The organism is Pararoseomonas baculiformis, assembly GCF_017813395.1.
In the GTDB taxonomy this organism is placed as follows: domain Bacteria; phylum Pseudomonadota; class Alphaproteobacteria; order Acetobacterales; family Acetobacteraceae; genus Roseomonas; species Roseomonas baculiformis.
Genome location: NZ_JAGIZB010000001.1, coordinates 186,700 through 208,642 on the forward strand (window position 1 = coordinate 186,700; position 21,943 = coordinate 208,642).

Here is a 21,943-nt window from a genome sequence, read left to right on the forward strand (position 1 = left end):
GGCCTGAGCCGATGCTGTTCCGCATCCTCCAGAGCGTGGGCATCCTGGCATTACTGGCCTGCGCGGTCCTGGCCCTGCAGGGCACGCCGCTCCTCGGCCCCGAATGGTCGCGCGCGCGCATCCTCTATGCCGGGGCGGGCTCGATCTCGGCGCTCAGCCTGCTGGCCATGGGCCGGATCGGGCTGATGCTGCGCCGGCTGGAGGCGAGCCAGGCCGCGCTGCTGGCGCGGATCGAGAGCCAGGCCGGGCGGGAATGAGGCCTACCGACCTCCTCATCGCCGCCAGCTTCGTCCTGATCTGGGGCTCGGCCTTCAACGCGGCGCGCTTCGTCGTGCTGGAATGGCCGCCCTTCTGGGCCCTGGCCCTGCGGTTCTGCCTTACCGCCCCGCTGCTGTTGGGCATCGCCTGGGCCACGCGTTCCCGCCTTCCAGCGCGGGGCGACCTGGGGCGGGTGGTGCTGATGGGGCTGCTGGGCACGGGCGGGTATCTCGCCTTCTCCTGGTGGGCCATGGCGCTCATCCCCTCGGGCCTCGTCGCGCTGGTCACGGCCTCCACGCCGCTGGTCGTTGCCCTGGGGGAGGCGGTGTTCATGGGCCGGCTGCCCTCCGCCATGGCCTGGGCCGGGCTGGGGCTGGGCTGGGCCGGGGTGGCCGTGCTTGGCGGGGCGCGGCTGTCCGGGCATTTCGGGGAGGCGGAAGGGCTGACCGAGGCGCTGGGCGTGGGCCTTGCGCTGTTGGGCGCGGCCTCCCAGGCCGCAGGGCTGCTGGTCTTCGCCCCGGCACGCAGCCGGGTGGATCTCTGGTCCGCCAGCGCGGGGCAGAGCGTGGTCAGCGCCGCGCTGCTGCTGCTGCTTGCCCTGGCGCTGGAAGGCGCACCGCCCAGCGGCGGTAGCCCGCAGGTCTGGCTCGGGCTGGCCTACAGCGTCACCGTCGTCGGGATCGGCGGCTATGCGCTGCTCTTCATGACCCTGCGCCGCTTCCCCGCCTCCACCGCCGCCGCCCTGCAGCTCCTCGCCCCGCCCGTGGCGGCGGTGCTGGGCTGGGCGGTGCTGGGGGAGGTGCTGGGCTGGGCCGACCTGGCCGGCGGCATGCTGACCCTCGGCGGGCTGATGCTGCTCTTCCGCGCCCGCGCGGCAGAAACCAGGGCCGCCGTCCGCAAGGCCGCGCCGGGCTAGCCGCGCGGCGGCAAGGCCGCCGGTTCCGGCAGCGGGCACCGGAAAAGCCACCGGAAACGGGGCCGCCGACGAAAGCCGGCGGCCCTTTTCGCGTTTAGGGCTGCACACCGGCCGAGAAATGAGCGAAGTCGCGCCCCGATGCTTGCCAATCCCACCCGTTCCGCCGCCTTCGCCCTCGTCTCCGCCGTGCTGGAGCGCCGCCGCGCTCTCGATGAGGCACTGGATACCCTTCCCGCCCGCGTGCAGCCGCGTGACCGCGCCGCCGCGCACCGAATCGCGGCCGCCGTGCTCCGGCACCTCGGCAGCATCGACACGGTGCTGGAACCCTATCTTCGCCGGGAGCCCTCCCCGCCCGCCCTGCAGGCGCTGCGCATCGGCGCGGCGGAGCTGCTGCTCCTCGGCACGCCTGCCCATGCGGCGGTGGGGAATGCGGTGGCGCTGGCGCCGAAGCCCTTCGCCGGGCTGGTGAATGCCGTGCTCCGCAAGGTGGCGGCGGACGGCCCCGCGGCGCTGGAGGGGCTGGACATGGCAAGGCTGGACACGCCGGCCTGGCTCTGGTCCGCCTGGCATGCCGCCTATGGGCCGAAGGTGCGCGCGATCGCGGAGGCCCATACGCATCCGGCCCCGCTGGACCTCTCGCTCAAGCCCGGCGCGGCCGTGCCGGAGGGGGCGGAGGTGCTGCCGAACGGCACCGCGCGCCTCCCGCCCGGGACGCGCATCACCGAGATCCCCGGCTTCGCGGAAGGGGCCTTCTGGGCGCAGGACGCCGCCGCCAGCCTGCCCGCGCGGCTGCTGGCCCCGCGGCCCGGCCAGCGCGTGGCCGATCTCTGCGCCGCGCCGGGCGGCAAGACGGCGCAGCTCGTCGCCATGGGCGCCCAGGTGACGGCAGTGGAGAAGGAGGCCGCCCGCGCCACCCGCCTGCGCGAGAACCTGGCGCGGCTGGGAATGGAGGCGGAGCTGGCGGTGGCCGATGCCATCCCCTGGGCGGCCGAGCGCCGCGGCACCTATGACGCCGTGCTGCTGGACGCCCCCTGCACCGCCACCGGCACCATCCGCCGCCATCCGGAGGTGCCGCATCTGCGCCGCCAGCGGGACGTGCCGAAGCTGGCGGCCACCCAGGCCGCGCTGATCGAGGCCGCGGCGGGGCTGCTGGCGCCGGGCGGGCGGCTGGTGGTCGCCACCTGCTCCCTCCAGCCCGAGGAGGGCGAGGCGCATCTGGCCCGCATCGCCGCGCTGGGGCTTCAGCCCGAGCCGGTGCAGCCCGGGGAGGTTCCGGGGCTGGAGGAAGCGGTCACCCGCGAAGGGGCGCTGCGGACCCGGCCCGATCTCTGGGCGGAAAAAGGCGGGATGGACGGGTTCTTCGTCGCGCGTTTCCGCCGCCACTAGGGCCGGGTTCAGCCCCGCGGGCCATCCCGCGCCGCGGCGATCTGCTCTAAGAGCGCGCCATGCGGGTTCTCTTCGTTGCGAATGTCGATTTCGCGCTGCGCCACTTCCTCCTGCCCCTGATGCGCGGTGCCCGCGCGCGCGGGCATGAGGTGCTGGCCGCCTGCGCCGATGGCCCGCTGCTGGACGCGCCGCGCGCCGAGGGTTTCACGGTCATCCCCGTGCCTGTCGCGCGCAGCCTTTCCCCGCGCGCGAACTGGCGCGCCCTCCGCGCGCTCCGGCAGGTGATCCGGGAGACGCGGCCGGATCTGGTGCATGCGCATTTCCCCATCTCCGGCCTGCTGGCGCGGCTGGCGGCACGGATGGGGGGCAGGTCGCGCACGGCCTATACGGTGCACGGCTTCCTGTTCAACCAGCCCGGCCCTCCCTGGCGGCGCGGGCTGTCGCTGGCGCTGGAATGGCTGGGCGGCCGGATGACGGACACCTTCCTGACCGTGAGCGAGGAGGAGGCCGGCGACGCAAGGCGGCTTCGCATCCACGGGAACCCCGTGGCCGTGCGCAATGGCCGCGACCCCGCGCGCTTCCGCCCGGACCCCGAGGCCCGCGCCGCGATCCGCGCGGAACTGGGCGCGGCACCGGACGAGGTGGTCGTGACGGCCGTCTCCCGCCTCGTGCGCCACAAAGGCTATCCGGAACTGCTGCGCGCCATGGAATCCGTGCCCGGCGCCACGCTCTGGGTAGTGGGGGAGCGGCTGGCCAGCGATCACGGCGCCGATCTGGAACCGGATTTCGCCCGCGCCGCGGCACTGCTCGGCCCGCGCCTTCGCCGCCTGGGCTACCGGCATGACACGGAGCGGGTCCTCGCCGCCTCCGACATCTTCTGCCTGCCCAGCCATTTCGAGGGCCTGCCCATGTCAGTCATCGAGGCGATGCTGACGGGCCTGCCGGTGGTCGCCACCCGCATCGGCGGGCCGCGGGAGCAGGTGCTGGACGGCGAGACCGGGCTGCTGGTGCCGCCGGGCACGGTGGAGCCCCTGGCGGCGGCGCTGAACACCCTGGCAGGCGACGCGAAGCTGCGCGCCCGGATGGGCGAGGCCGGGCGGGCGCGGGCCCTGGACCTCTATGACGAGAAGCGGGTGGTGGAGCGGACGCTGGATCTGCTCGGGCTCTGATCCCGGAGGTTGCGGTTCGGGGCTGTGGCGCTCTTGGCCCCCAGGGAGAGGAAGAAGGAATTCTTCCTCTCCCCGGACCCCTCACCATCATCTTTTTCTATCAGCTGGAGAGGTTCGGCTGTCGGTGCGCCTCCGGTCCATGACCGGAGGCGACTGCAAGGGCAGGAGTAGAGGCAGAGACCCCGTGTTGCACCGCATCCGCGGCAGCCAGACGGGGTTCCAAGGGCCTCAGGCCCTTGGCGGGCGAGGTCCGGAGAGGGCAGAGCCCTCTCCGGGAACCAGCAGATCAGGAAGAACGACGCGGGATCGGCCAGGCTGCCAGCGCGAACGGCTCAGAAATCGCTCACGCGCCCCTTGCGTTCCCAGTCGCCATAGCGGGTCGGCTCCGGCCCGGTGGGGCCGCCGATCTCGGCCGGCCTGGGCGGCGTTTCCGGCTTCGGGGGCGCAACCGGCGGGGCGGGCTGGGTCTTGGTCTCGTTGGTGTCGCTCATGCATCCCAGATAGGGTTGGAAGGGCAGAGGAGGAACAGGCTCCGTGTCAGGTTATGCGCGCACCGCGATCCTCATGGCGGGCCTCGTGGCCCTTTTTGCGGGGGTTGGGCTGCTGCTGGGCGGGCAGCAGGGGATGGTCATCGCCTTCCTCTTTGGCGTGGGCATGAATGTCTTCGCCTGGTGGAACTCGGACCGGATGGTGCTGCGGATGCACCATGCCGAGCCCATCGGGCCCGCGGAGCATCCCCGCCTTCATGCGATGGTCGCGAACCTGGCGGCGCGGGCGGGGCTGCCCATGCCGGCGCTCTACGTCATCCATGAGGACCAGCCCAACGCCTTCGCCACCGGCCGTTCCCCCGAACGCTCGGCGGTGGCTGTCACCAGCGGCCTGCTGGCCATGATGCCGGAGGAGGAAGTGGCCGGCGTGGTAGCCCATGAGCTGGCCCATATCCGCAACCGCGACACGCTGATCATGACGATGACGGCGAGCATTGCCGGCGCGATCGGCATGCTGGCGCAGTTCGGCGGGCTTTTCGGCCATCGTGACCGCAACAACCCGCTGGGCGGGATCGGGCTGCTGCTTGCCATCATCGTGGCGCCGCTGGCCGCGATGCTGGTGCAGATGGCCATCAGCCGTTCCCGCGAATACGAGGCGGACCGGCTGGGCGCGCAAATCGCGGGGGACCCGGGCGGGCTTTCCAATGCGCTGCTGCGGCTGGAAGGGGCGCGGCACGGCTTCGTCAACCAGGCCGCCGAGGCCAATCCGGCCACGGCGCATCTCTTCATCGTCAACCCGCTCTCCGGAGCGCGGATGGACAACCTGTTCTCCACCCATCCCAGCACGGAGAACCGGGTGCGGGCGCTGATGGAGCTGGCCGGCGGCATGCCGCCCGGCGGAGCAGGCGGCGGGTATCGCAGGCCCGCCCCGCCGGCCGCGCGGGGCCCCTGGAGCGGCGGGGCGCCCCGTGGTGCGGCCGGGCGGCCATGGGAACGCCCGGGGGGCCGTCGCCCAGGCCCATGGGCCTGAATCGGAAGCGGGGTGGCGCAGATGGCGCCACCCCGCCCTGCCGTCGGGCCGCCAGGCGCTAGTTGCTGGCCTGCTGGCGCGTCACGGTCGCGTTGCGGGCATCGACGCGCAGATCCACCTCACGGTCGCCCTGCTTCGCCTTGGCACGGATCGTGTCGCCGTCGCGGCGGACATCCCGGACATTCTCGTAGCCATTCGCGCGGATCAGGTTCCGGGCCTGGTCCTCGTTCAGCCGCTGCTCATCGCGCACCTGCCCGGTCCGGGCATCCACGCGCAGGTCTTTCACCTCCTCGCCATAGCGCTTGGCACTGCTGACCCGGAAGGTGTCGCCTTCACGCTTGAGGCCGCTGATGTCGGAATAGCCGCGGGCGTTCAGCGCGGAGCGCACCTGCCCCTCGCCCATGCGGCCGGCCTGCTGGCCCTGGTTCGCCTGCGTGCCGGCGCCCTGTGCGGCCGTGGAGGCGGCATGCCCCTGCTGGCCCATGGTGGAGGCCGTGCTGCCGTGCTGGCCCGTCTGTGCCTGGCTGCGGCCGGCCGTGCCGTTCTGCTGGTTCATCCCGCCCTGGGCAGTGCCGCCCTGGCCGGAGGTGTTGGCCTGCTGGCCCATGCCGGAATGCGCGGAGCCGGACTGGCCAGCCTGCGCCAGCACGCCGCCGGAGGCGTTGCCGGTCTGCCCGGCATTCGCGCCGGAATTCATGCCCGAATTCATGCCAGAATTCGTGTTCTGGGCCAGGCCGGCGCCAGACAGGCCAAGGGCGAGGATGCTGGCGAGCGCCGTGGTCGAAGCAAGCGTCTTCATGGGAAATATCCTTGATGCCGTTGGGGTTGCGGGAAGGCCGGGAGCCGGCCCCCCCATGGACCCTGACGCGCTCGGGCAAATCGTGCCGGAGCGTGCGGCCCACCCTCAGTCCGCGATCAGAAAGCCGCGCGAGGGGTGTCGGTGCCGCCGTGATAGGCGACGGAGGCATTAACCGGCTGCGGGTGCCATAGTTTTGCCGGCTTTGCCGTATTGTTGCCACAAACTGTTACGGAGCTGCTGCTGCAGGGCCGCGTCAGTCCCACGTGGACGGCGCGGTGAGCACCAGTTCGCGGGTCAGCCAGCGCGCCGGCAGCGGGGCGAGCGGGACGAAAAGCACAGCCATGTGGACCCGATGCGCGTTTCCAGGTCGAACCCGGCGGATGGCCTCAGCCCCAACCAGCAGCCGCGAGTGGCGCGAGAACCGCTCCCGCCGGGTCAGGGAACGCGACGCGGAGCGACGTGCCGGCCCACGGGCCGGAAGCCGCCATGTCCCTGGTTCGGGGGCCAGGACGGCCAGCGAGGCTGCCGAGGAAAGGATCCGCCGCGGCCAGGCTGGTCGTGGTGGATGACCGCCGCCCTGCCATGCCGCGCTGCGCCTGACCTTGCGCGGCGTGCCCCTGCGGGCCTCAAGGATCCTCGCCGGGCACCTCCGTGCGCTGGCCGAGCGTTTCGCGCACATAGAGTTTCTTGACGAGAACGAAGGCCACCACCGTCATCGGCGCGGCCAGCAGGATGCCCGGGACGCCGAACAGGAGCCCGACCGCGACCACGGCGAAGAGGATGAGCGCGGGTGGCAGGCTCACCATGCGCCGCTCCACCAGGGGCATGATCATGTTGGATTCGACCTGCTGGATCCCGATGAAGAGAATGGCGGTCCAAAGCAGGGTGCTGCCGCCCGTGGCCGCGGCGAGGATGAGCGCGGGCACCGCACCGACCACGGCGCCCACCAGCGGCACAACCCCGACCAGACCCGCGAAGAGCCCCAGCGCCAGGGGCGAAGGGAGCCCGACCAGCCAGCTTCCAATCCCGGTCAGCAGCCCGACGATGACCATGGAGACGAGCTGCGCGCCGAGCCAGAGGCGAATCGCCTCGCCGCTGGCCAGCAGGGCATCCTCCACCCGCGCCTGCTGGCTTTCCGGTACGAGCTTCACGGCCCCGCGGCGGTAGAGTGCAGGGTCCGCCGCCAGGAAGAACCCGCCCACCACCACCAGCACCAGGGCGGAAAGCGCGCTGACGACCAGCCGCCCGGCCGCCGCGACATGCCCGGCGATGGTGCCGATGAGGGAGGCATTCATCCCGCCGGGCCCCCTCTCGCCATCCTGACCGCCCCCCTGGATCATGCCCTCCAGCGGGGGGATATCGATCCCGAAGCGCTCCTCCAGCACGCTCACGGCGCGCGGCAGCTGCTCGCCCAGCCCGGCGATCTGCCCCTGCACCTGATCACCGACCAGGAAGCCGGCCAGGCCGATCAGGGCGCCGAGCGCGAGGCCGACAGCCAGCAGCGACCAGGTGCGCGACAGGCCCAGCCGGGCCTCCAGCGGTTTGGCGAGGGCGAGCAGCAGCACCGCCACGACCACCCCGGCAAAGGCGATGAGCAGCGCCTCCCGCACCCACCACAGGACGAGGACAAGGCAGAGCACGGCCACGACGATGAGGACGCGGCGAAGGAACGCCACCTCGGCCCGCCAGCCCCCCGCCGCATCCTCGCTCCCACCGGCTTCCCGCATCGGCCCTCTCCGCCTCTTCCATGCAGCAGCGGCACCCGGGGTCGCGGGTTGCCGATGGGCGGGTGAAGAAACGGCGGCACCGCTGCCGCAGGCACCTTGCCGCGCTGGCGATCCGCCGGAACGCCGGAGAGCTCAGAACGGGACCTCGCGACGTCTCCGCAGCATGATGGGCTCCGGCGGGGACAGCTTCGCGCCCTGCGGCACCAGGACCGCCGGCCCCGCCTGGAGGGATCGCCCGAGGGCAGGCGCCAGGGCAGGCGCCTGAGCCGGGGCCGGGGCCGGGGCCGGGGTGGCAAGGACGTAGGTGACGAACATCCACATGACCAGGTTCAGGTCCAGCAGCAGCAGCGAGGACTCATTGTTGCTCAGCACGGCCTGGAGCAGGACGAAGATCACCATCCAGAAGGCGACGTGGCGCGGCGGCCGCGCCATGCCGCGGGCGGTGCGGTACAGGGTGCAGCCGAGCATCACCAGCAGCACGGCAAGCCCCAGCCAGCCCAACTGCAGCATCACGTCCAGATAGCCGCTATGGGCGGTGGGCACGTTCCAGTCCACCACGCGCTGGATGGCCCGCACCCGGTCGGAATCGGCCACCCAGAAGGCCGAATAGCCATAGCCCAGGAGTGGCCGGTTCTGGACGGCCTTCCAGGCTTCCTCCCAGATGAAGGTGCGCCCGGTGAGGGAGGCGTCCTTGCCGATGAGATCGAAAAGATCCTCGACGGTGAGCGCGGCGGGCAGCGGGAGCAGGAGCAGGAGCGCCATGACCATGCCGGTAACCGCCAGCAGCCGCCATGCGCCGCCCCGCTCGAAGAGAAAGACCAGCGCGGTCAGGCCGAAGGCCAGCATGGTCAGCAGAAGCGAGGTGGTGGACCGGGAGAGGACGAGGGTGACGAGGAGGAAAGCGACGAAGGCGAGGTCGCGGGCCAGGATCCTCCCGCGGTCGAGCACGAGGTAGCAGAGCGCGAGGGCGGCGCCGAACAGGGCCATGCCTTGCGCGTTCTTCTGGTAGTAGAGCCCGCGCACTGCATTGGCGTAGTCGCCCACATCCATCCCGACCTGCGGCCGCAGCACCGCCTCGGCCAGCCCGGCGATGGCGGTGCCAACAAGGGTCAGCAGCACCAGCCGCATGAAGCGCTGCGCGCCGAAGGTCGCGCAGGTGGTGACCAGATACAGGGTAAGGCCCAGCGCGCTGACGGAGCGCCGCATGGTCGAGGCGGGCTGCGCGGACCAGAGAACCGAAAGCCCGATCACCGCCAGCAGGAGCAGAATTGGCCACAGCCGCGGCAGCACCGCCAGGCAACGGCGGTGGTAGCGCAGGGCCAGCGCCATGCCCCCCAGCAGCAGAGTGAGCTGGATGACGGTGCTGAACGGGTTGACGCTGCCGATCTCGCCCTGGGTCCCCGTGCCCTCCAGATCGATCTGGGCACCCGAATAGAAGAAGATGCCAAGCGCGACATAGGCCAGGTGAAGACGACCAGGCCCGCCCCAGTCCCGCCCAGCGGGCGCACCGTGAACTGGCGGGGCGGGGGCGCCCGGGCTCGCGGGCGGGATGACGATGCGTCCGGGCTGAAACATCATGTCTCCATTCTGCCAGGGAAGCCGGGCGCGCGCATCGCGCCATTCCCTTCCATCCTCCACGGCCTCTCGACGCCGGCCGGATCCGGGGCAAGCATGGGGGCAGCGCTCCCCGGCCCGGCGGGACCGCCCGTGCAGTAGGAGGACGGCCCTTGCCCCTGGATGGCGTGCGCGCACTGGTGTTCGACGTATTCGGCACGGTGGTGGACTGGCGGAGCGGCGTGGCCCGGGAGGCAGCGCCCTTCCTGGCGCGCCATGCGCCGGGTGCCGATCCCCATGCCTTCGCCGATGCCTGGCGCCGCCGCTACCAGCCTGCCATGGAGGAGATCCGCGGCGGGCGCCGCCCCTTCACGCGGCTGGACGTGCTGCATCGTGAAAACCTGGAAGCCGTGCTGCCCGATTTCGGGATGGATGCCGCCCGCGTGCCGGCGGGGGAGCTGGATGCGCTCAACCTCGCCTGGCACCGGCTGGATTCCTGGCCGGATGCGGTGGCCGGCCTCGCCCGGCTCCGGGTGCGCTACATCATCGCGCCGCTCTCCAATGGCAACATCATCCTGATGACGAACATGGCCAAGCGCGCCGGCCTTCCCTGGGACGCCATCCTGGGGGCGGAGGTGGCGCGGGCCTACAAGCCCTCACCCGAGGCTTATCTCCGCACGGCGGAGGTGCTGGCCATGCAGCCCGGGGAGGTTTGCCTGGTCGCCGCCCATAACGGGGATCTGGCGGCGGCCCGGCGTTGCGGCCTGCGCACCGCCTTCGTGCCGCGCCCGCGCGAGCACGGGCCCGGGCAGGACCGGGACCTTGAGCCCGAACAGGACTGGGATCTGGTCGCGGATGATTTCAACGCGCTGGCTGCCCGCCTCGGGCTCTGAACCGGCCGTGTGAAACCTGCGCAACAATGCGGATTGCGGCTTGGCAGTCCGCTTGTCCCCATGCTGTCCACGGGGCTCAGAAGCGAAGGACATCCGTCGCCATGATGATCCGCATCCCAGAGGTCCTGACCACCGCGCAGGTGCAGCAGCTCCGGAACGACCTGCAGCGCCTTTCCTTCGTCGATGGAAGCCTGACCGCGGGGGTCTATGCGCGCGCGGTGAAGCGCAACGAGCAGGCTGACCAGAACCCGCAGATCAAGCCGCTGCAGGATGCCATGGGCAGCCTGCTCCTCCGGCATCCGCTGTTCGAGATGGCGGCGCGGCCCGTGAACATGAAGCCCATCCTGTTCAGCCGCTACAAGGAGGGGATGGAATACGGCACGCATGTGGACAATGCGGTGATGTCGGGCTGGCCGCCCGTCCGCTCCGACCTGTCCTTCACCCTCTTCCTCAGCGATCCCGACAGCTATGACGGTGGGGAGCTGGTGGTGGAGGGGGAACCGGAAACGCGGGTGAAGCTGCCGGCCGGGCACCTGTTCCTCTACCCCTCCTCATCGCTGCACCATGTGGAGCCGGTGCGGCGCGGCGAGAGGCTGGCGGCGGTGAGCTGGGTGCAGAGCGCGGTGCGCGACCCCGCCCGGCGCCAGATCCTGTTCGACCTGGAGACGCTGCGGCGCCGGATCTACGAGGCCGATGGCAAGACGGGGAATTTCGACCTGCTCTCGCGCAGCTTCGCCAATCTCTACCGCATGTGGGCGGACATCTGAGGCGCGGCGCCGGGCCGCCCGGGCCCGGCTCCGGCCTGCCCGGGTCTCAGCCCCGGGCCGCGGGCGATGATGCGGCGGCCTGGCGCAGGCTTTCCAGCGATTGCAGCACCCCGCGCGCCGCGCTGATCGCCTCGGGCGGCGGCAGGGTCGGGCGTTGATGGTCAATCTCGGAAACGCGGTGCCGCATCTCCTGCATCGCCCGCGTATGGGCGTCGCCGCCCGCGAAGGGCTGGGGTGCCCGCTCCGCGATCTGCCAGGAATTCCGCGCCACCTGCATCAGGTGGATGATGTCCGGGGACATGGCGCCGTTCTGGGTGGGCTGCACGCCGCCTTCGGTCCGCGCGATCTGCTGCCGCAGGTCCTGCTCGGCCTTTTCGAGCATGCCAAGATAGGTGGGCATGTCCGGCGCGCGCGGGGTGGGGGTGTGCGGGTTCGGATCGGCGACCGTCGGGGCCTGGCCTGGCGTCGCCTGGTTCTGCCGGGCCGTTTCAGGCTGGGTGGTCTGGGCCTGGACCTGGGCGAAGGAGAGCAGGGCGAGGCCCATCGCCGGCAGGGCGGCCAGGAGCGGAAGTTTCGCGCGCATCGGGTTCCTCCGTGGTCGGACCCGTGGCGGGCGCCGGGCGCCATGCACGAGGCCGGACCAGTCCAACGCCGCCCGGGGCGCGCCGTTGCGGCGGCCGGCTAGTCCGCCTCCCGGCTCGCCTTCTTCCCATCGGCGGGGCAATCGGCCACCACCTCCCGCGCCAGGGCCAGCACCAGGCGGCGCAACCAGGCATGGCCCTGGTCCGCCTCGAAGCGCCGGTGGAAGATCATGGAAAGGCGGGTGTGCTTCGTGGCCGCCGCCACTTCCGCGGGAAGCGGCCGCAAGGCCAGGCCATGCGCCGCCGAGAGCTGCCGCGCGAGCCGCCCCGAAAGCGTCATCAGCATGTCGGTGTGCAGCAGGACGCCCGGCACGGCGGAGAGATGCGCCACCACCGCCCCCAGGCGGCGCGAATGGCCGAGTTCCCGCAGCACCCGGTCCATGGCGCCATCGCGCGAGCCGTTGGGCGAGTGCAGGAGATGCGGATAGGCGATGTAGCGCTCTGCCGTCAGCTCGCCCTCCAGCGCGGGATGGCCGGGGCGGGCGAGGACCATGAAGGCCTCGGGCAGCAGGCGCAGCCGGGTGTAGAGCGCGGTGGGCTCGCCCAGCATGGCGATGGCGAGCTGCGCCTCGTTGTTCTCCAGCAGGGCATTCGCGTTGGTCCGGTCCGCGTGGCGGATGGCGACGAGGATGTTCGGCGCCTCCCGCGAAAGCCGCGCGAAGAGCGGTGGCGCGAGGATGGATTCCGCATATTCCGAGAGGGCGAGGGTGAAGGCGCGGTCGCTGGTGGCGGGGTCGAAGGGCGCGGTGGCCGCCAGTGTCTCCTGCAACCGGTCCAGCATTTCCTCCACCGGGTGCATCAGCGCCAGGGCCAGGCTGGTCGGCTCCACCCCCTGCGGGGCGCGGAGGAAGAGCTCGTCCCCCAGCGCCGCGCGCAGCCGGTTCAGCGCGTTGGAAACGGCGGGCTGGGAAAGGTTGAGCCGCGACGCCGCGCGGGTGACATGCCGTTCCCGCGCCACGGCGTCGAACACGCGGAGCAGGTTCAGGTCGAAAGCGGAAAGATCCTTCATGCCGCGAAGCCGTAGAGGCGCGCGGGATTGTCCCACAGCACGGCCGCGCGCTGCGCGGGGCTGAGAGGCGCGAGGGCGGCCTCGCGCAGCGCGGCCTCATCCTGGGGCTGGGTGGAGTTGGGGTGGGGCCAGTTGGTGCCCCAGAGAAGCTGCCCCTCCCCCACCCCGGCCAGGGCGCGGACCAGCGGCGCGGGATCGCCCGGTGGCAGCGCATAGGGGGAGGAAAGCTTCACCCAGGCCCGGCCGGCAGCCAGGAGATCGGCCACCAGCGGCCAGGCCGGATGCGCGGCGAAGCCTTCGGGCGGCAGCATGGCGAAATGGTCCAGCACCAGCGGGCAGGGCAGCGCGCGCAGGGCCGGCGCCAGTTCCGCCAGGAGATCGGCGGAGGCGAAGACCTGAAGGTGCCAGCCCTGATCGGCGCAGAGGCGGCCGAGGGCGGGCACATCGCCCGGCGCCAGGGGCACGGGATGGGCCAGATTCGCCCGCAGCCCGACCACCCCTGCCGCTGTCAGGCGGCGGCATTCCGCCATGCCCGTTCCAGGCGGGATGACGGCGACGACGCGGGAAGCGGCGGGGGCCTCGGCACGGGCGGCGAGGTGCAGCGCGTTGTCGAGGCCATATGTGGAGGGCTGGACGAGGACGTGATGCGTGATGCCCAGGCGCCGGCGAAGGGCGGCATAGGCGGAAAGCGGCGCATCCGGCGGTGGGCGCGTGCCGGGATAGGCCGTCATGCGGGCATCGTAGATGTGGTGGTGCGTGTCCACGATCCGCGGGGGCAGGGAATCAGCCATGGCGGGCCGCATCCTGGGCGCGCAGCCCCGCGGGGGCCAGGGGTTGCGGCACCGGTGCGGCCCGTTCCTCCGGCGTGGCGGCGATGCGGTGCCGAACCAGCCAGTCGGACAAGCCGGGCGAGGCGGTCCAGACACAGAGGGGAACCGCCAGCACCGGCCCGGCGATGAAAGGCAGCGCGAAGAGCAGGGCGGGGAGCGAAACCTGGGCCAGGGCCAGGGCACTTCCCAGCCCGAGCAGAGTGTGGGGCCACAGAAGCCGTGCCGCATCGCCCCATGCCACGCCGCGATCGGCCCGGTTCTGCGGCGCCCAGCCGTTCCGCGCACCGAAGGCAAGCCTTGCCAGGGCGATGCTCTTGTTGATGAGGCTCACCGGCTCCATCAACAGGGAGAACAGGATCTCCGCCCCCGCGCCGCGCAGCACGGCGGCGCGGCCGCCATAGGGCGCGGCGCGCTCCGGGCGGAGCAGCAGTTCCGCAAAGCCGCAGAGCTTTGGCGCGGCATTGCCAAGCCAGGTGAGCACCAGGAGCGCGGCCAGGGACCCCATCGGCGTGGCGGCGCCCCCGCCCGACAGCGCATTGCCCAGCGCCGCCAGAAGCATTCCCACCCAGAACGGCGCACAGAGGAAGAGCAGCATGGCCTGCGCCATCTGCCAGCGCCCCATCGGGCGCAGGCCCGGGCGCAGGATGAGGTGGCGGTACTGCATGTTGCCCGCGCCCCAGCGGACATCCCGCGCCAGGAATTCGGGAAGGGCGGGCGGATTGCCCTCCAGGCTGCCATCCTCGGCCGGCAGGCAGCGCACGCGCCAGCCGGCGGCATGCAGGCGCACCGCCTCCACCTGGTCATGCGAGAGGATGGAGCTGCCATCCGGCAGCGGGGCGAGGCGCGCGTGCTGCCGGAAAGGCGCGATGCGCAGGATGGCGTTGTGACCCCAATAGGGGCCGTCATCCAGCTGCCACCAGCCCTGCCCCGTGGCCCAGGCGCGCATCCCCGCGCGCATGCCGTACTGGAACAGGCGCGGAAAGGCGCGCGGCGCCGGCCGGCCGACGATCAGCTGCTGGATCAGGGCGAGGCGCGGATCGGCCTCCATCCCCCGCACCAGCCGCAGCACGGCAGCGGCCGACATTTCGGAATCCGCGTCCAGCATCAGGGCGAGGTCATGGCCATCCGCATGATGGTCCAGGAAGTCCATGACATTGCCGGCCTTGAAGCCGGCATTGTCGGTGCGGCGGCGGTGGCGGATGGGGATGCCGCCGGCCCGCCGCGCGGAGAAGGCGGCGATGGCCGCATCCTCGGCCTCCGCATGGGTGGGATCGCGCGTGTCGGAAAGGAACCAGAGGGTGAAGCGCCCCCCCTCCCCCGCCGCTTCCAGCCCATCCAGCAGCCGCGCCAGGGGGGGCAGCACGGTTTCCATCGTCTCGTTGCGGATGCAGACGGCGATGGCGGTGCGCAGCGCCTGTCCGGCGGGCGGGGCGGCGGTCTGCGGCACCAGGAAGCTGGGCGCGTCCTCCTTTCCCAGCAGCAAGGCCAGGCCGATCAGGGAATTGGCCACGCAGATCGCCGTCCAGGGCAGGGTGCCGAGATAGAGGGCGGCGATCGCCACCTCCCATCCCGTCCAGCCGCCAGGGGCCAGCACGCGCCAGAGCAGCGCCAGCAGCGGGGCGGCGACCAGAAGGCAGAGGAGGAGGAAGGCGGCGCGCCGAATGGCGGGCCGTTCCCCGGGCCAGGGTGGGGGCGGTGTCACGCGGACAGGATGGGTGCGCGGCGTGGCGGAAGCGTGGCGCGGCGGGCGGGCTAACCTTCGCCGCCGGGCCACGTTTGACCGGAGGACCGGATATGGGAGGCCCAGATGACCGCCAGAGCGCCAGAAGGCCCGAAGGCCGATTTCACCGCCGAGGAAGCCAGCGGCGGCACCATCCCCCGCCCGCCCTCCCCGGCCGAGCTGGACAGGCTAAGCGAGCAGCAGGGGATGATCACGGACGAATGGACCGGCGAGTCCCGCGAGAAGGACAGCGTGGCCGAGGCGAAGAAGCCGCAGTCCCCATAGGCACGCCCTTCGGCGCGACTGATCGCGAGATATCTTGGGCTGAGATAGATCGCGATCGATGGCGGCGGCGTCAGGCACTGTTTTCGCGGGGGCGGCCCGTATTGCCGCTTCGCCTTCCGCGAGCCGATGCGGACCGGCCGGCAACCCGCCTGAGCGAAGCGGCGGGGCGCCCCTATCCGTGCGCCCCGCATTCCATCGAAACCACCGCGCTCGCCTCCCTCACCATCGCGAAGAGATCGCGCAGGGGCTCCATCAGCTCCGCATGCTCGCGGCCATAGCCGCCACGGCGCGGCGAGGGCGGCTCTCCGTAATCGAGCGCGGCGCTGGGCGGCTCATGCGCCGGGAAGACGGAATCGAGCAGCGTCGCCGCCTCTTCCACATCCAGGCGCAGCAGGCGGCGCAGCAGCCCGTCCCGCGTCACGCCGTGGCGCGGGGAGAATTCGGGGATGTTCACGGCGCGTAGCCAGATCCGGTGGACCAGCAGCAGCCGCACCGCATGCACGGCGAAAAGCCGGTCCGACATGCGGGGCTGTTCCCCGTCATCGCCGGGCCATGCGCCGCGCAGGGCACTGTCATCGGCGAGCAGGCGGCGGAAGGTGCGGCGGACGGAATCGCCCAGGCCCTGCTCCTCCAGCGCCGTCGCCACCGCGCCGAGTGCCGAGGCGTTCGACGGGCTGCGCGCATGGGCCGCGCGGTCCAGCCACATGCCCGGATCCAGCGTGGCGACATAGCCGCGCAGGATGTCCGGATCGGACAGGCTGAGCCCGGCCCGCGCGAAGGCCATGGCGCCCGCGAAGCGCGGCGATTTCCGCAGCAGCTCCGCGAAGCCCTCCGGCTCGCGCGAGGCATTGGCGCCCAGGCCATGCGTCAGGTTCGCCAGGAAGCCGAGCTGCTGCAGCACCGCGTTGTTCGGGATGGCGCGCAGCTCGCGCGGGTGGCGGATGGCGGCGGGGCCGCCCGTGTCGCTCTGGCGCGCGGCGGGGCGTGATCCCGTGCGGTCCAGAAGGGCCGGGCCGAAGCCGCCGAGAAGGCCGGCATAGCCCGGGTCCTCCACCAGCCCGGCCATGGCGCCGCGCATGCCGGCGAAGAGATCGGCGGCGAAGCCGGCCTCGGCATAGACAAGGTCCGTCACCTCGCCCGGCGGCGGGGCGAAGGCGTGTTCCGCGATGCGGGCCACCGCGGCATGGGCCAGGGCGGGCGTGCCGAAGAGCTGATAGCCATCCCCGCCCTGGAAGCTCGTCTCCAGCCGCGTGGGGGTGCGGTGCGCGGCGAAGGCCGCGCGCGCGGCGGGCGGGTCGAGATAGTCGAAGCGCGCGGCGAGGCCGTCGGGATGGCCACCGCGGCCCAGCCCTTCGCCATGCGTGTCGAACAGCACCACTTCGAGATCCGCGAGGCCGTGGCGGGCGAGGAGATCAGCCACGCGCAGCTTCAGGCGCTCGATCAGGTGCGAGGCGGCGGGCTGGCCCACATAGCGGCCCGAATCCGAATAGCCGAATTGCAGGCAGAGCCGCCCGAGGCCGCGCAGATAGGCGCGCCAATGCGGGGAGCGCAGCGCCTCCTCGATCACGCGCTCGCCACGGCGCTCCAGCGCCTCAGCGGTCTCGAAAAGCGGGCTGATCTCGACATGCCGCTCCACCCCGCAGAGCCGCGCGACGAGAAGCGCGGCGAGAAGGGTGAAGCCGCTCTCCGTCTCCGCCACGAGGAAGCGCACGGGCTGCGAGGCGTCGATATGCTTGGCGATCTGCGCCACCGTCATCATCAGCCGCATGGCGCTGGCGGACTCCGAGAGGAGGCCGCCCGTGTCCACGGGCTCCGGCCTCGCCTCGTCCAGCGCGGCGTTGATCGCGCCGAACAGCGCGCGGCGCCGGGCGGCGTCATCCGGCGCGCCGCCGAGATCGGGCGCGCGCAGCCGCGCGGCATTGTGCAGCTGCGCCGAGTTCAGCCGCACATGGGTATGGGCGAGGGAGAGCCCATGCGCCACCAGCCCGGCGCGCGCGACACAGAGGGCGAGGCGCGCCTGGTCGTCCGGCGCGGCCGCGATGGCGCCGCCGAACAGTTCCAGCAGCGGCTCGGGCGTGGTCAGCGCATCCTCCCGCCTTCCGACCAGGAGATGGGCAAAGCGCTGCGCCGCCTCGGGCTCCGGCGCGCCGGGCGGCGGGCAGGCGGCGATCTGCATGCGCACGGCCTCCAGCGCCAGGGCGAGGCGATCCCGCAGGGGCTGCGTGCCCTCCGGCGGCAGGGCGGCGATCTGCGCCTCCAGCCGGGCCAGGCCGAGTTCCTTCATCCGCAGCCGCAGCCGCAGCGTGTCCTGCCAGCCGATATCGGTGCGCCCATCCGTGTCGTAGCCGACCCAGGACGAGAGGATGACAGGGGTGGGCACCAGGCTCCGCCAGCGATCCGGCCAGGTTTCGCGCGCTACGCCGAGGAAGGCGGCGGCCAGCCGGTCCAGCGCGTCCCGCCCGTTGGTGATGGCCGCCACGGCCTGGGAGAACTCCTCCTCCAGGTCCGGCGGCACGGGGCGCAGAGGAAGGCCTTCCGGCACGGGGCCGCCCGAGGCTGCCTCCGCCAGGGCGTGGTTGGTGGCGCGCGGCAGGGAGAAGGTGGGGTGGGCGGTGAAGACCGCCGCGGCGCGGGGGCGCTCGCAGGCGGCGCGGAAGGCGGCGAAGGGCACGGGGCTGTCGGCGGGATCCGGGCGGGCGGCGCGCTGCGCCACCGCGATCAGCGCGGCATCGGTGGCGGCCGCATCCGTGCCGCCCACCTGGCGCCCGAGGCGGGCCGCGCGGTCGGCAAAGGCCAGGTCGCCGATCCGCCGCAGGGCCTCCCGCAGCGTGGGCAGGTCCAGCTCCCCGCTATCCAGCCGGCGACTGAGGGTGAGAGCCATGGCCAGGGCGGGGCTGGCGAAGGGATCGCCATCCGCCTGGGCGCGGGCGGCGGCGGCCAGGGCCGGCAGGTCGGGCGTTGGATCCTGCCGCTTCGCGGGTTTGGCCATGGTCGGACTCCGCTGCTCCTGCCCAGGGCAAGGCCGCCGGGCAGGTGATGCTGCAGCCGCGAAGGGGTTTGGCAAAGCCCTTCCCCCCCGCACAAAGCCGAGGGCGCGGCCTCGTGATGCCAGGCTGGCCGGCGCCGCTACATGGCCATGGCATAGGCCGGGCGGCGGGGATCGGCGGCGCCCATCTTCACGCCGGTGGCGGGATCGTAGCGCACCGCTTCCACGCTGCCCGCCAGCCAGGTCCATTCCGGCCAGTCCTGGATTTCGTGCCCGAGCGCGCGCAGCGCATCGCGCGTCGCGGCGGGGATGCGGCCTTCCACCGCGAGGCGGCCGGGGAAGTAGTCATAGGGCGCGAAGGAGGAGGGGAAGGAATAGGTCGCCACGCGCGGCGCCTCCACCGCTTCCTGCAGGTCCATGCCGAAATGCAGGTGGTTCAGGATCACCTGCAGCATGGCCTGGATCTGCACATCGCCGCCCGGGGTGCCGAGCGGGATGACGGCGCCTTCCCGCGTCACCACCAGCGCCGGGTTCGGCGTCAGGCGCGGCCGCGCGCCGGGGCGCACGCCGCAAGGATGCGCGGGATCCGGGCGGGACTGGGTGCCGCGCGGGGAAGCGACGAAGCCCAGGCCGGGGATGACGGGGACGTTCCATGTGCCGTCCGAAGGCGTGGCGGAGAAGGCGTTGCCCTCGCGGTCCACCACGGCGACATAGGAGGTGTCGGGCTCGATCGCCGCGACCAGCCGCTCGCTGCGCTCATGCTTGCCCGTGCCGTCGTTCAGCCGGGGGCCGGGCATGCCGGGATGCGCGCGCTCCGGGTCGATCGCCGCGGCGCGCGCGGCCAGGTGGTCCTCGCCCAGAAGCGCCTCCAGCGGCACATCGCGGAAGGCTGGATCGCCGAAATGGTATTCACGGTCCGCCATCGCCACCTTCAGGCATTCGGCCAGCAGGTGCAGGTAGTCCGGGCTGTTATGCGCCATGCCGTCGAAGCCGGCCTTCTCCATCAGCAGCAGCGCTTCCAGAAGAGCCGGGCCCTGGCACCAGGGGCCGCTTGTCGTCACCTGGTGGCCGCGCCAGCCGCGCGTGACGGCGGGCTCAATGCGGGAGCGGAAACCCGCCAGGTCGCTGGCCGAGAGATAGCCGCCCTGCTCCTTCATGAAGGCCACGATGCGCTGCGCGATCTCGCCCTTGTAGAAGGCGTCATGCGCGGCCTGGAGCCCGGCCTCCCGCCCGCCCTTCGCCGCCGCGCGGCGGTCCTCATCGGCCATGTGGCGGATGGTGGCGGCAAGGTCCTTCTGGACGAACAGCTCTCCCACGGCATGCGGCTTGCCGCCAGGGAGGAAGATCGCCGCGTTCGTCGGGAAGCCGGCATAGTCCTTCGCGTGCGAGGCGATGCTCTCCGCGAACATGGGATAGACCGGGAAGCCTTCCTCCGCGAAGCGGATGGCGGCGCCGGCCACATCGGCGAAGCCCATGGTGCCGTGCCGTTGCAGCGCGGTGATCCAGGCATCCGGTGCGGCCGGCACCACGGTGCGCAGCACGCCGCGCGGCATCTTGCCGCCATGCTCGCGCATGAAGATGTCCCGCGGCAGGGACATGGGCCAATGGCCCAGCCCCGCGATGCTCTCGACCCGCCCATCGGCGCGGCGGATCAGGATGGGCGCGACACCGCCGAAATTCACGATGTCCGGCTGCACCACGCCCAGGACGAGCCCTGCCGCCACGCCGGCATCGATGGCGTTGCCGCCCGCTTCCAGGATCGCGAGCCCGGCACCGGTGGCGAGGTAATGCCCGGCGCTGACCGCGTGGCGCGGGCCGGAGACGAGGGGGCGGGTGGTGGTGCTCACTGCGCGGGCCTCGCCTGCTGGGCCAGCAGCTGCTCATCCATGCGCGGTTCGTAGACCACGCCCCGCTTCGCGGCGACCAGCGTGACCTGGTTGTACATGGGGATGATCGGCGCGCGGTCGATCGCGGTGCGCATCACTTGGCGCAGCCCTTCCTCGCGCCCCTCTCCGCGGCGCGTGATGGCGGCCTGGATGGCCTGGTCCATCTCCGGCTCGGAGAAGCTGCCGCGATTTCCCTGGCCATAGGCCTCGCGCACATTGCGCGTGTGCACGGCGGTGGAGAGGATATAGGCCGCATCGCGCGAGGATGAGAGCGAGAGGCCGAAGAGGATCACGGGATACTCGTTCTTCCCTTCCACCGTGCGCGGGAAGAAGACGGTTCCGGGCATGGTTTCCACCTTCGCCTGGAAGCCCGCGCGGGTGAACATCTGGCCCACCGCCTGGCAGACCCGCGCATCGTTGACGAAGCGGTTGTTGGAGCAGGCGACGGTCAGGCCGAAGCCGCGCGGATAGCCCGCTTCCGCCAGGAGCCGCCTCGCGCCTTCGGGATCCGCGGCCGGCACGGCGAGACCAGGGTCGTAGGCGCCGAATTGCTGCGGCACCATCTGGCCCGTGGGCACCGCCTGCCCGTCCAGCGCGCGGGTGGCCAGCGCCGTGCGGTCCAGCGCCATGGAAAGGGCGCGGCGCACGCGCAGGTCGCGCAGCGGGTTGTGGTCCAGCGGCTTGCCATCGGCATCCGTCAGCATCGCCAGCCGCTCGGCGCCCACATGCGGGATGAGGTACATGATGCGGTCGGAGTTGCGGCGGAAAACGCTCACGCGCGGCTCGCGCTCCAGCCGCGCCACGTCGCCGGGCGGCATGCTCTCGATCAGGTCCACATCGCCCGAGAGAAGCGCGGCCAGGCGCGCGGCATCATTGCCGATGACGCGCAGCTCCACCTTCCCATAGGCCGGCGCGGGGCCCCAATAGGTCGAGTTGCGCTCCAGCGACATGCCCTCGGAGCCGCGCATCTGCACCAGGCGGAAGGGGCCGGTGCCGATCGCCGCCTTGCCATTGTTGAAATCGGCCGTGCTGGCGCCGGCCGGCGTGCCGTCCCCCCGCGCGGCGATGTGGGAGACGACGAAGATATTGGTCAGCTGCCCCATCAGCGTGGGGTTGGGCCGGTCCGTCCGGATCCGCACGGTGAAGGGATCCACCACCTCCACCGCGGCGATGGTGCGAAGGTTGGAGGTGTAGGGGCCGGGATTGTTCGGCACGGCGCGCACGCGCGCGATGGAGAAGGCGATGTCCTCGGCCGTGAAAGGGCTGCCATCGTGGAAGGTCACGCCCTGGCGCAGCTTCAACAGCCAGGTGGTGTCGTCCGGCGCTTCCCAGGATTCCACGAGGCCCGGCACGAAGCGGCTTTCGGAATCGCGGTTGATGACGCTGTCATAGATGTGGCGCGCCGCCGCCATGTTGGGGCCGACGAAGAGAAAATGCGGATCGATCCCGAAGGGCGACTCCACCGCGACGGTCAGGCTGGCGGGTGCCGGCTGCGCTCCTGCTCCCGTTGCGAAGAATGCCGCGACGGAAAGGGCCAAGCCGCCCAGAAGCCTGCGTGTTCTCATGCCAAGGAGCCCCATCCCGGCGCGAAGGCGCCGC

19 protein-coding genes are annotated in these 21,943 nt (G+C 72.0%); 8 read left to right on the forward strand and 11 right to left on the reverse strand.

The window, feature by feature from the left end; genetic code table 11:
• Nucleotides 1-11 precede the first annotated feature (11 nt).
• The 4 genes from J8J14_RS00855 to J8J14_RS00870 all read left to right on the forward strand — a co-directional run bounded on the left by J8J14_RS00855 (nt 12) and on the right by J8J14_RS00870 (nt 3,729).
• Nucleotides 12-257 (forward strand): hypothetical protein, encoded by a 246-nt coding sequence (locus J8J14_RS00855; protein WP_209377522.1) that lies wholly within the window; start codon nt 12-14, stop codon nt 255-257.
• A complete protein-coding gene (locus J8J14_RS00860; RefSeq protein ID WP_209377523.1) occupies nt 254-1,174 on the forward strand; it encodes a DMT family transporter in 921 nt (306 codons plus the stop codon). The genes J8J14_RS00855 and J8J14_RS00860 overlap by 4 nt, the downstream gene beginning before the upstream one ends.
• Nucleotides 1,175-1,312: 138 nt before the next feature.
• Complete coding sequence (locus tag J8J14_RS00865; RefSeq protein WP_209377524.1) at nt 1,313-2,560, forward strand: RsmB/NOP family class I SAM-dependent RNA methyltransferase; 1,248 nt, start codon at nt 1,313-1,315, stop codon at nt 2,558-2,560.
• Between the two features lie 59 nt (nt 2,561-2,619).
• Nucleotides 2,620-3,729, forward strand: a complete 1,110-nt coding sequence (locus J8J14_RS00870) for a glycosyltransferase family 4 protein (protein ID WP_209377525.1) — start codon at nt 2,620-2,622, stop codon at nt 3,727-3,729.
• A gap of 332 nt (nt 3,730-4,061) precedes the next feature.
• Here J8J14_RS00870 and J8J14_RS00875 read toward each other — a convergent pair whose 3' ends face one another.
• Entirely contained in the window at nt 4,062-4,220 is a 159-nt protein-coding gene (locus J8J14_RS00875) for a DUF1674 domain-containing protein (protein ID WP_209377526.1), read from the reverse strand.
• Between the two features lie 43 nt (nt 4,221-4,263).
• On the opposite strand from J8J14_RS00875, the gene htpX reads away from it, so the two are divergent.
• Nucleotides 4,264-5,247, forward strand: coding sequence for a zinc metalloprotease HtpX (gene htpX, locus J8J14_RS00880; protein ID WP_209377527.1), 984 nt, complete (start codon nt 4,264-4,266; stop codon nt 5,245-5,247).
• Between the two features lie 58 nt (nt 5,248-5,305).
• Here the strand turns inward: htpX and J8J14_RS00885 are convergent, their stop codons facing one another.
• The 3 genes from J8J14_RS00885 to J8J14_RS00895 all read right to left on the reverse strand — a co-directional run bounded on the left by J8J14_RS00885 (nt 5,306) and on the right by J8J14_RS00895 (nt 9,351).
• Nucleotides 5,306-6,046 carry a hypothetical protein gene (locus J8J14_RS00885; protein WP_209377528.1) on the reverse strand — a complete coding sequence of 247 codons (741 nt, stop codon included), beginning with the start codon at nt 6,044-6,046 and terminating at the stop codon, nt 5,306-5,308.
• Between the two features lie 626 nt (nt 6,047-6,672).
• A complete protein-coding gene (locus J8J14_RS00890) occupies nt 6,673-7,773 on the reverse strand; it encodes an AI-2E family transporter (protein WP_209377529.1) in 1,101 nt (366 codons plus the stop codon).
• A 132-nt stretch (nt 7,774-7,905) separates the two neighbouring features.
• Nucleotides 7,906-9,351, reverse strand: coding sequence for an O-antigen ligase family protein (locus J8J14_RS00895; protein ID WP_209377530.1), 1,446 nt, complete (start codon nt 9,349-9,351; stop codon nt 7,906-7,908).
• A 149-nt stretch (nt 9,352-9,500) separates the two neighbouring features.
• On the opposite strand from J8J14_RS00895, the gene J8J14_RS00900 reads away from it, so the two are divergent.
• Both J8J14_RS00900 and J8J14_RS00905 read left to right on the forward strand, forming a co-directional pair.
• Nucleotides 9,501-10,220 (forward strand): haloacid dehalogenase type II, encoded by a 720-nt coding sequence (locus J8J14_RS00900; protein ID WP_245215219.1) that lies wholly within the window; start codon nt 9,501-9,503, stop codon nt 10,218-10,220.
• Between the two features lie 101 nt (nt 10,221-10,321).
• Nucleotides 10,322-10,987, forward strand: a complete 666-nt coding sequence (locus tag J8J14_RS00905; RefSeq protein ID WP_209377531.1) for a Fe2+-dependent dioxygenase — start codon at nt 10,322-10,324, stop codon at nt 10,985-10,987.
• Nucleotides 10,988-11,033: 46 nt separating this feature from the next.
• Here the strand turns inward: J8J14_RS00905 and J8J14_RS00910 are convergent, their stop codons facing one another.
• The 4 genes from J8J14_RS00910 to mdoH form a co-directional block, all read right to left on the reverse strand.
• Complete coding sequence (locus J8J14_RS00910; RefSeq protein WP_209377532.1) at nt 11,034-11,570, reverse strand: hypothetical protein; 537 nt, start codon at nt 11,568-11,570, stop codon at nt 11,034-11,036.
• A gap of 98 nt (nt 11,571-11,668) precedes the next feature.
• Nucleotides 11,669-12,637 (reverse strand): LysR family transcriptional regulator, encoded by a 969-nt coding sequence (locus J8J14_RS00915; RefSeq protein ID WP_209377533.1) that lies wholly within the window; start codon nt 12,635-12,637, stop codon nt 11,669-11,671.
• Entirely contained in the window at nt 12,634-13,428 is a 795-nt protein-coding gene (locus J8J14_RS00920; protein ID WP_209377534.1) for an amidohydrolase family protein, read from the reverse strand. Before J8J14_RS00920 ends, J8J14_RS00915 begins: the two co-directional genes overlap by 4 nt.
• Nucleotides 13,421-15,241 (reverse strand): glucans biosynthesis glucosyltransferase MdoH, encoded by a 1,821-nt coding sequence (mdoH, locus tag J8J14_RS00925; protein ID WP_209377535.1) that lies wholly within the window; start codon nt 15,239-15,241, stop codon nt 13,421-13,423. Before mdoH ends, J8J14_RS00920 begins: the two co-directional genes overlap by 8 nt.
• 33 nt (nt 15,242-15,274) lie before the next feature.
• On the opposite strand from mdoH, the gene J8J14_RS00930 reads away from it, so the two are divergent.
• The gene (locus tag J8J14_RS00930; RefSeq protein WP_209377536.1) at nt 15,275-15,472 is read left to right on the forward strand and encodes a hypothetical protein; all 198 of its coding nucleotides are present in this window, start codon (nt 15,275-15,277) and stop codon (nt 15,470-15,472) included.
• A gap of 172 nt (nt 15,473-15,644) precedes the next feature.
• Here the strand turns inward: J8J14_RS00930 and J8J14_RS00935 are convergent, their stop codons facing one another.
• From J8J14_RS00935 to J8J14_RS00945, 3 genes are all read right to left on the reverse strand, one after another.
• Nucleotides 15,645-18,461 carry a phosphoenolpyruvate carboxylase gene (locus J8J14_RS00935; protein ID WP_209377537.1) on the reverse strand — a complete coding sequence of 939 codons (2,817 nt, stop codon included), beginning with the start codon at nt 18,459-18,461 and terminating at the stop codon, nt 15,645-15,647.
• Between the two features lie 137 nt (nt 18,462-18,598).
• Complete coding sequence (locus J8J14_RS00940; protein ID WP_209377538.1) at nt 18,599-20,305, reverse strand: gamma-glutamyltransferase family protein; 1,707 nt, start codon at nt 20,303-20,305, stop codon at nt 18,599-18,601.
• Nucleotides 20,302-21,909 (reverse strand): ABC transporter substrate-binding protein, encoded by a 1,608-nt coding sequence (locus J8J14_RS00945; protein WP_209377539.1) that lies wholly within the window; start codon nt 21,907-21,909, stop codon nt 20,302-20,304. Before J8J14_RS00945 ends, J8J14_RS00940 begins: the two co-directional genes overlap by 4 nt.
• Between the last annotated feature and the right edge of the window lie 34 nt (nt 21,910-21,943).

Coding starts and splice junctions, on each gene's coding strand:
- J8J14_RS00855 (WP_209377522.1), top strand. CDS start 12: ATGCTGTTCCGCATCCTCCAGAGCGTGGGCATCCTGGCATTACTGGCC.
- J8J14_RS00860 (WP_209377523.1), top strand. CDS start 254: ATGAGGCCTACCGACCTCCTCATCGCCGCCAGCTTCGTCCTGATCTGG.
- J8J14_RS00865 (WP_209377524.1), top strand. CDS start 1,313: ATGCTTGCCAATCCCACCCGTTCCGCCGCCTTCGCCCTCGTCTCCGCC.
- J8J14_RS00870 (WP_209377525.1), top strand. CDS start 2,620: ATGCGGGTTCTCTTCGTTGCGAATGTCGATTTCGCGCTGCGCCACTTC.
- J8J14_RS00875 (WP_209377526.1), bottom strand. CDS start 4,220: ATGAGCGACACCAACGAGACCAAGACCCAGCCCGCCCCGCCGGTTGCG.
- J8J14_RS00885 (WP_209377528.1), bottom strand. CDS start 6,046: ATGAAGACGCTTGCTTCGACCACGGCGCTCGCCAGCATCCTCGCCCTT.
- J8J14_RS00890 (WP_209377529.1), bottom strand. CDS start 7,773: ATGCGGGAAGCCGGTGGGAGCGAGGATGCGGCGGGGGGCTGGCGGGCC.
- J8J14_RS00895 (WP_209377530.1), bottom strand. CDS start 9,351: ATGATGTTTCAGCCCGGACGCATCGTCATCCCGCCCGCGAGCCCGGGC.
- J8J14_RS00905 (WP_209377531.1), top strand. CDS start 10,322: ATGATGATCCGCATCCCAGAGGTCCTGACCACCGCGCAGGTGCAGCAG.
- J8J14_RS00910 (WP_209377532.1), bottom strand. CDS start 11,570: ATGCGCGCGAAACTTCCGCTCCTGGCCGCCCTGCCGGCGATGGGCCTC.
- J8J14_RS00915 (WP_209377533.1), bottom strand. CDS start 12,637: ATGAAGGATCTTTCCGCTTTCGACCTGAACCTGCTCCGCGTGTTCGAC.
- J8J14_RS00920 (WP_209377534.1), bottom strand. CDS start 13,428: ATGGCTGATTCCCTGCCCCCGCGGATCGTGGACACGCACCACCACATC.
- J8J14_RS00930 (WP_209377536.1), top strand. CDS start 15,275: ATGACCGCCAGAGCGCCAGAAGGCCCGAAGGCCGATTTCACCGCCGAG.
- J8J14_RS00935 (WP_209377537.1), bottom strand. CDS start 18,461: ATGGCCAAACCCGCGAAGCGGCAGGATCCAACGCCCGACCTGCCGGCC.
- J8J14_RS00945 (WP_209377539.1), bottom strand. CDS start 21,909: ATGAGAACACGCAGGCTTCTGGGCGGCTTGGCCCTTTCCGTCGCGGCA.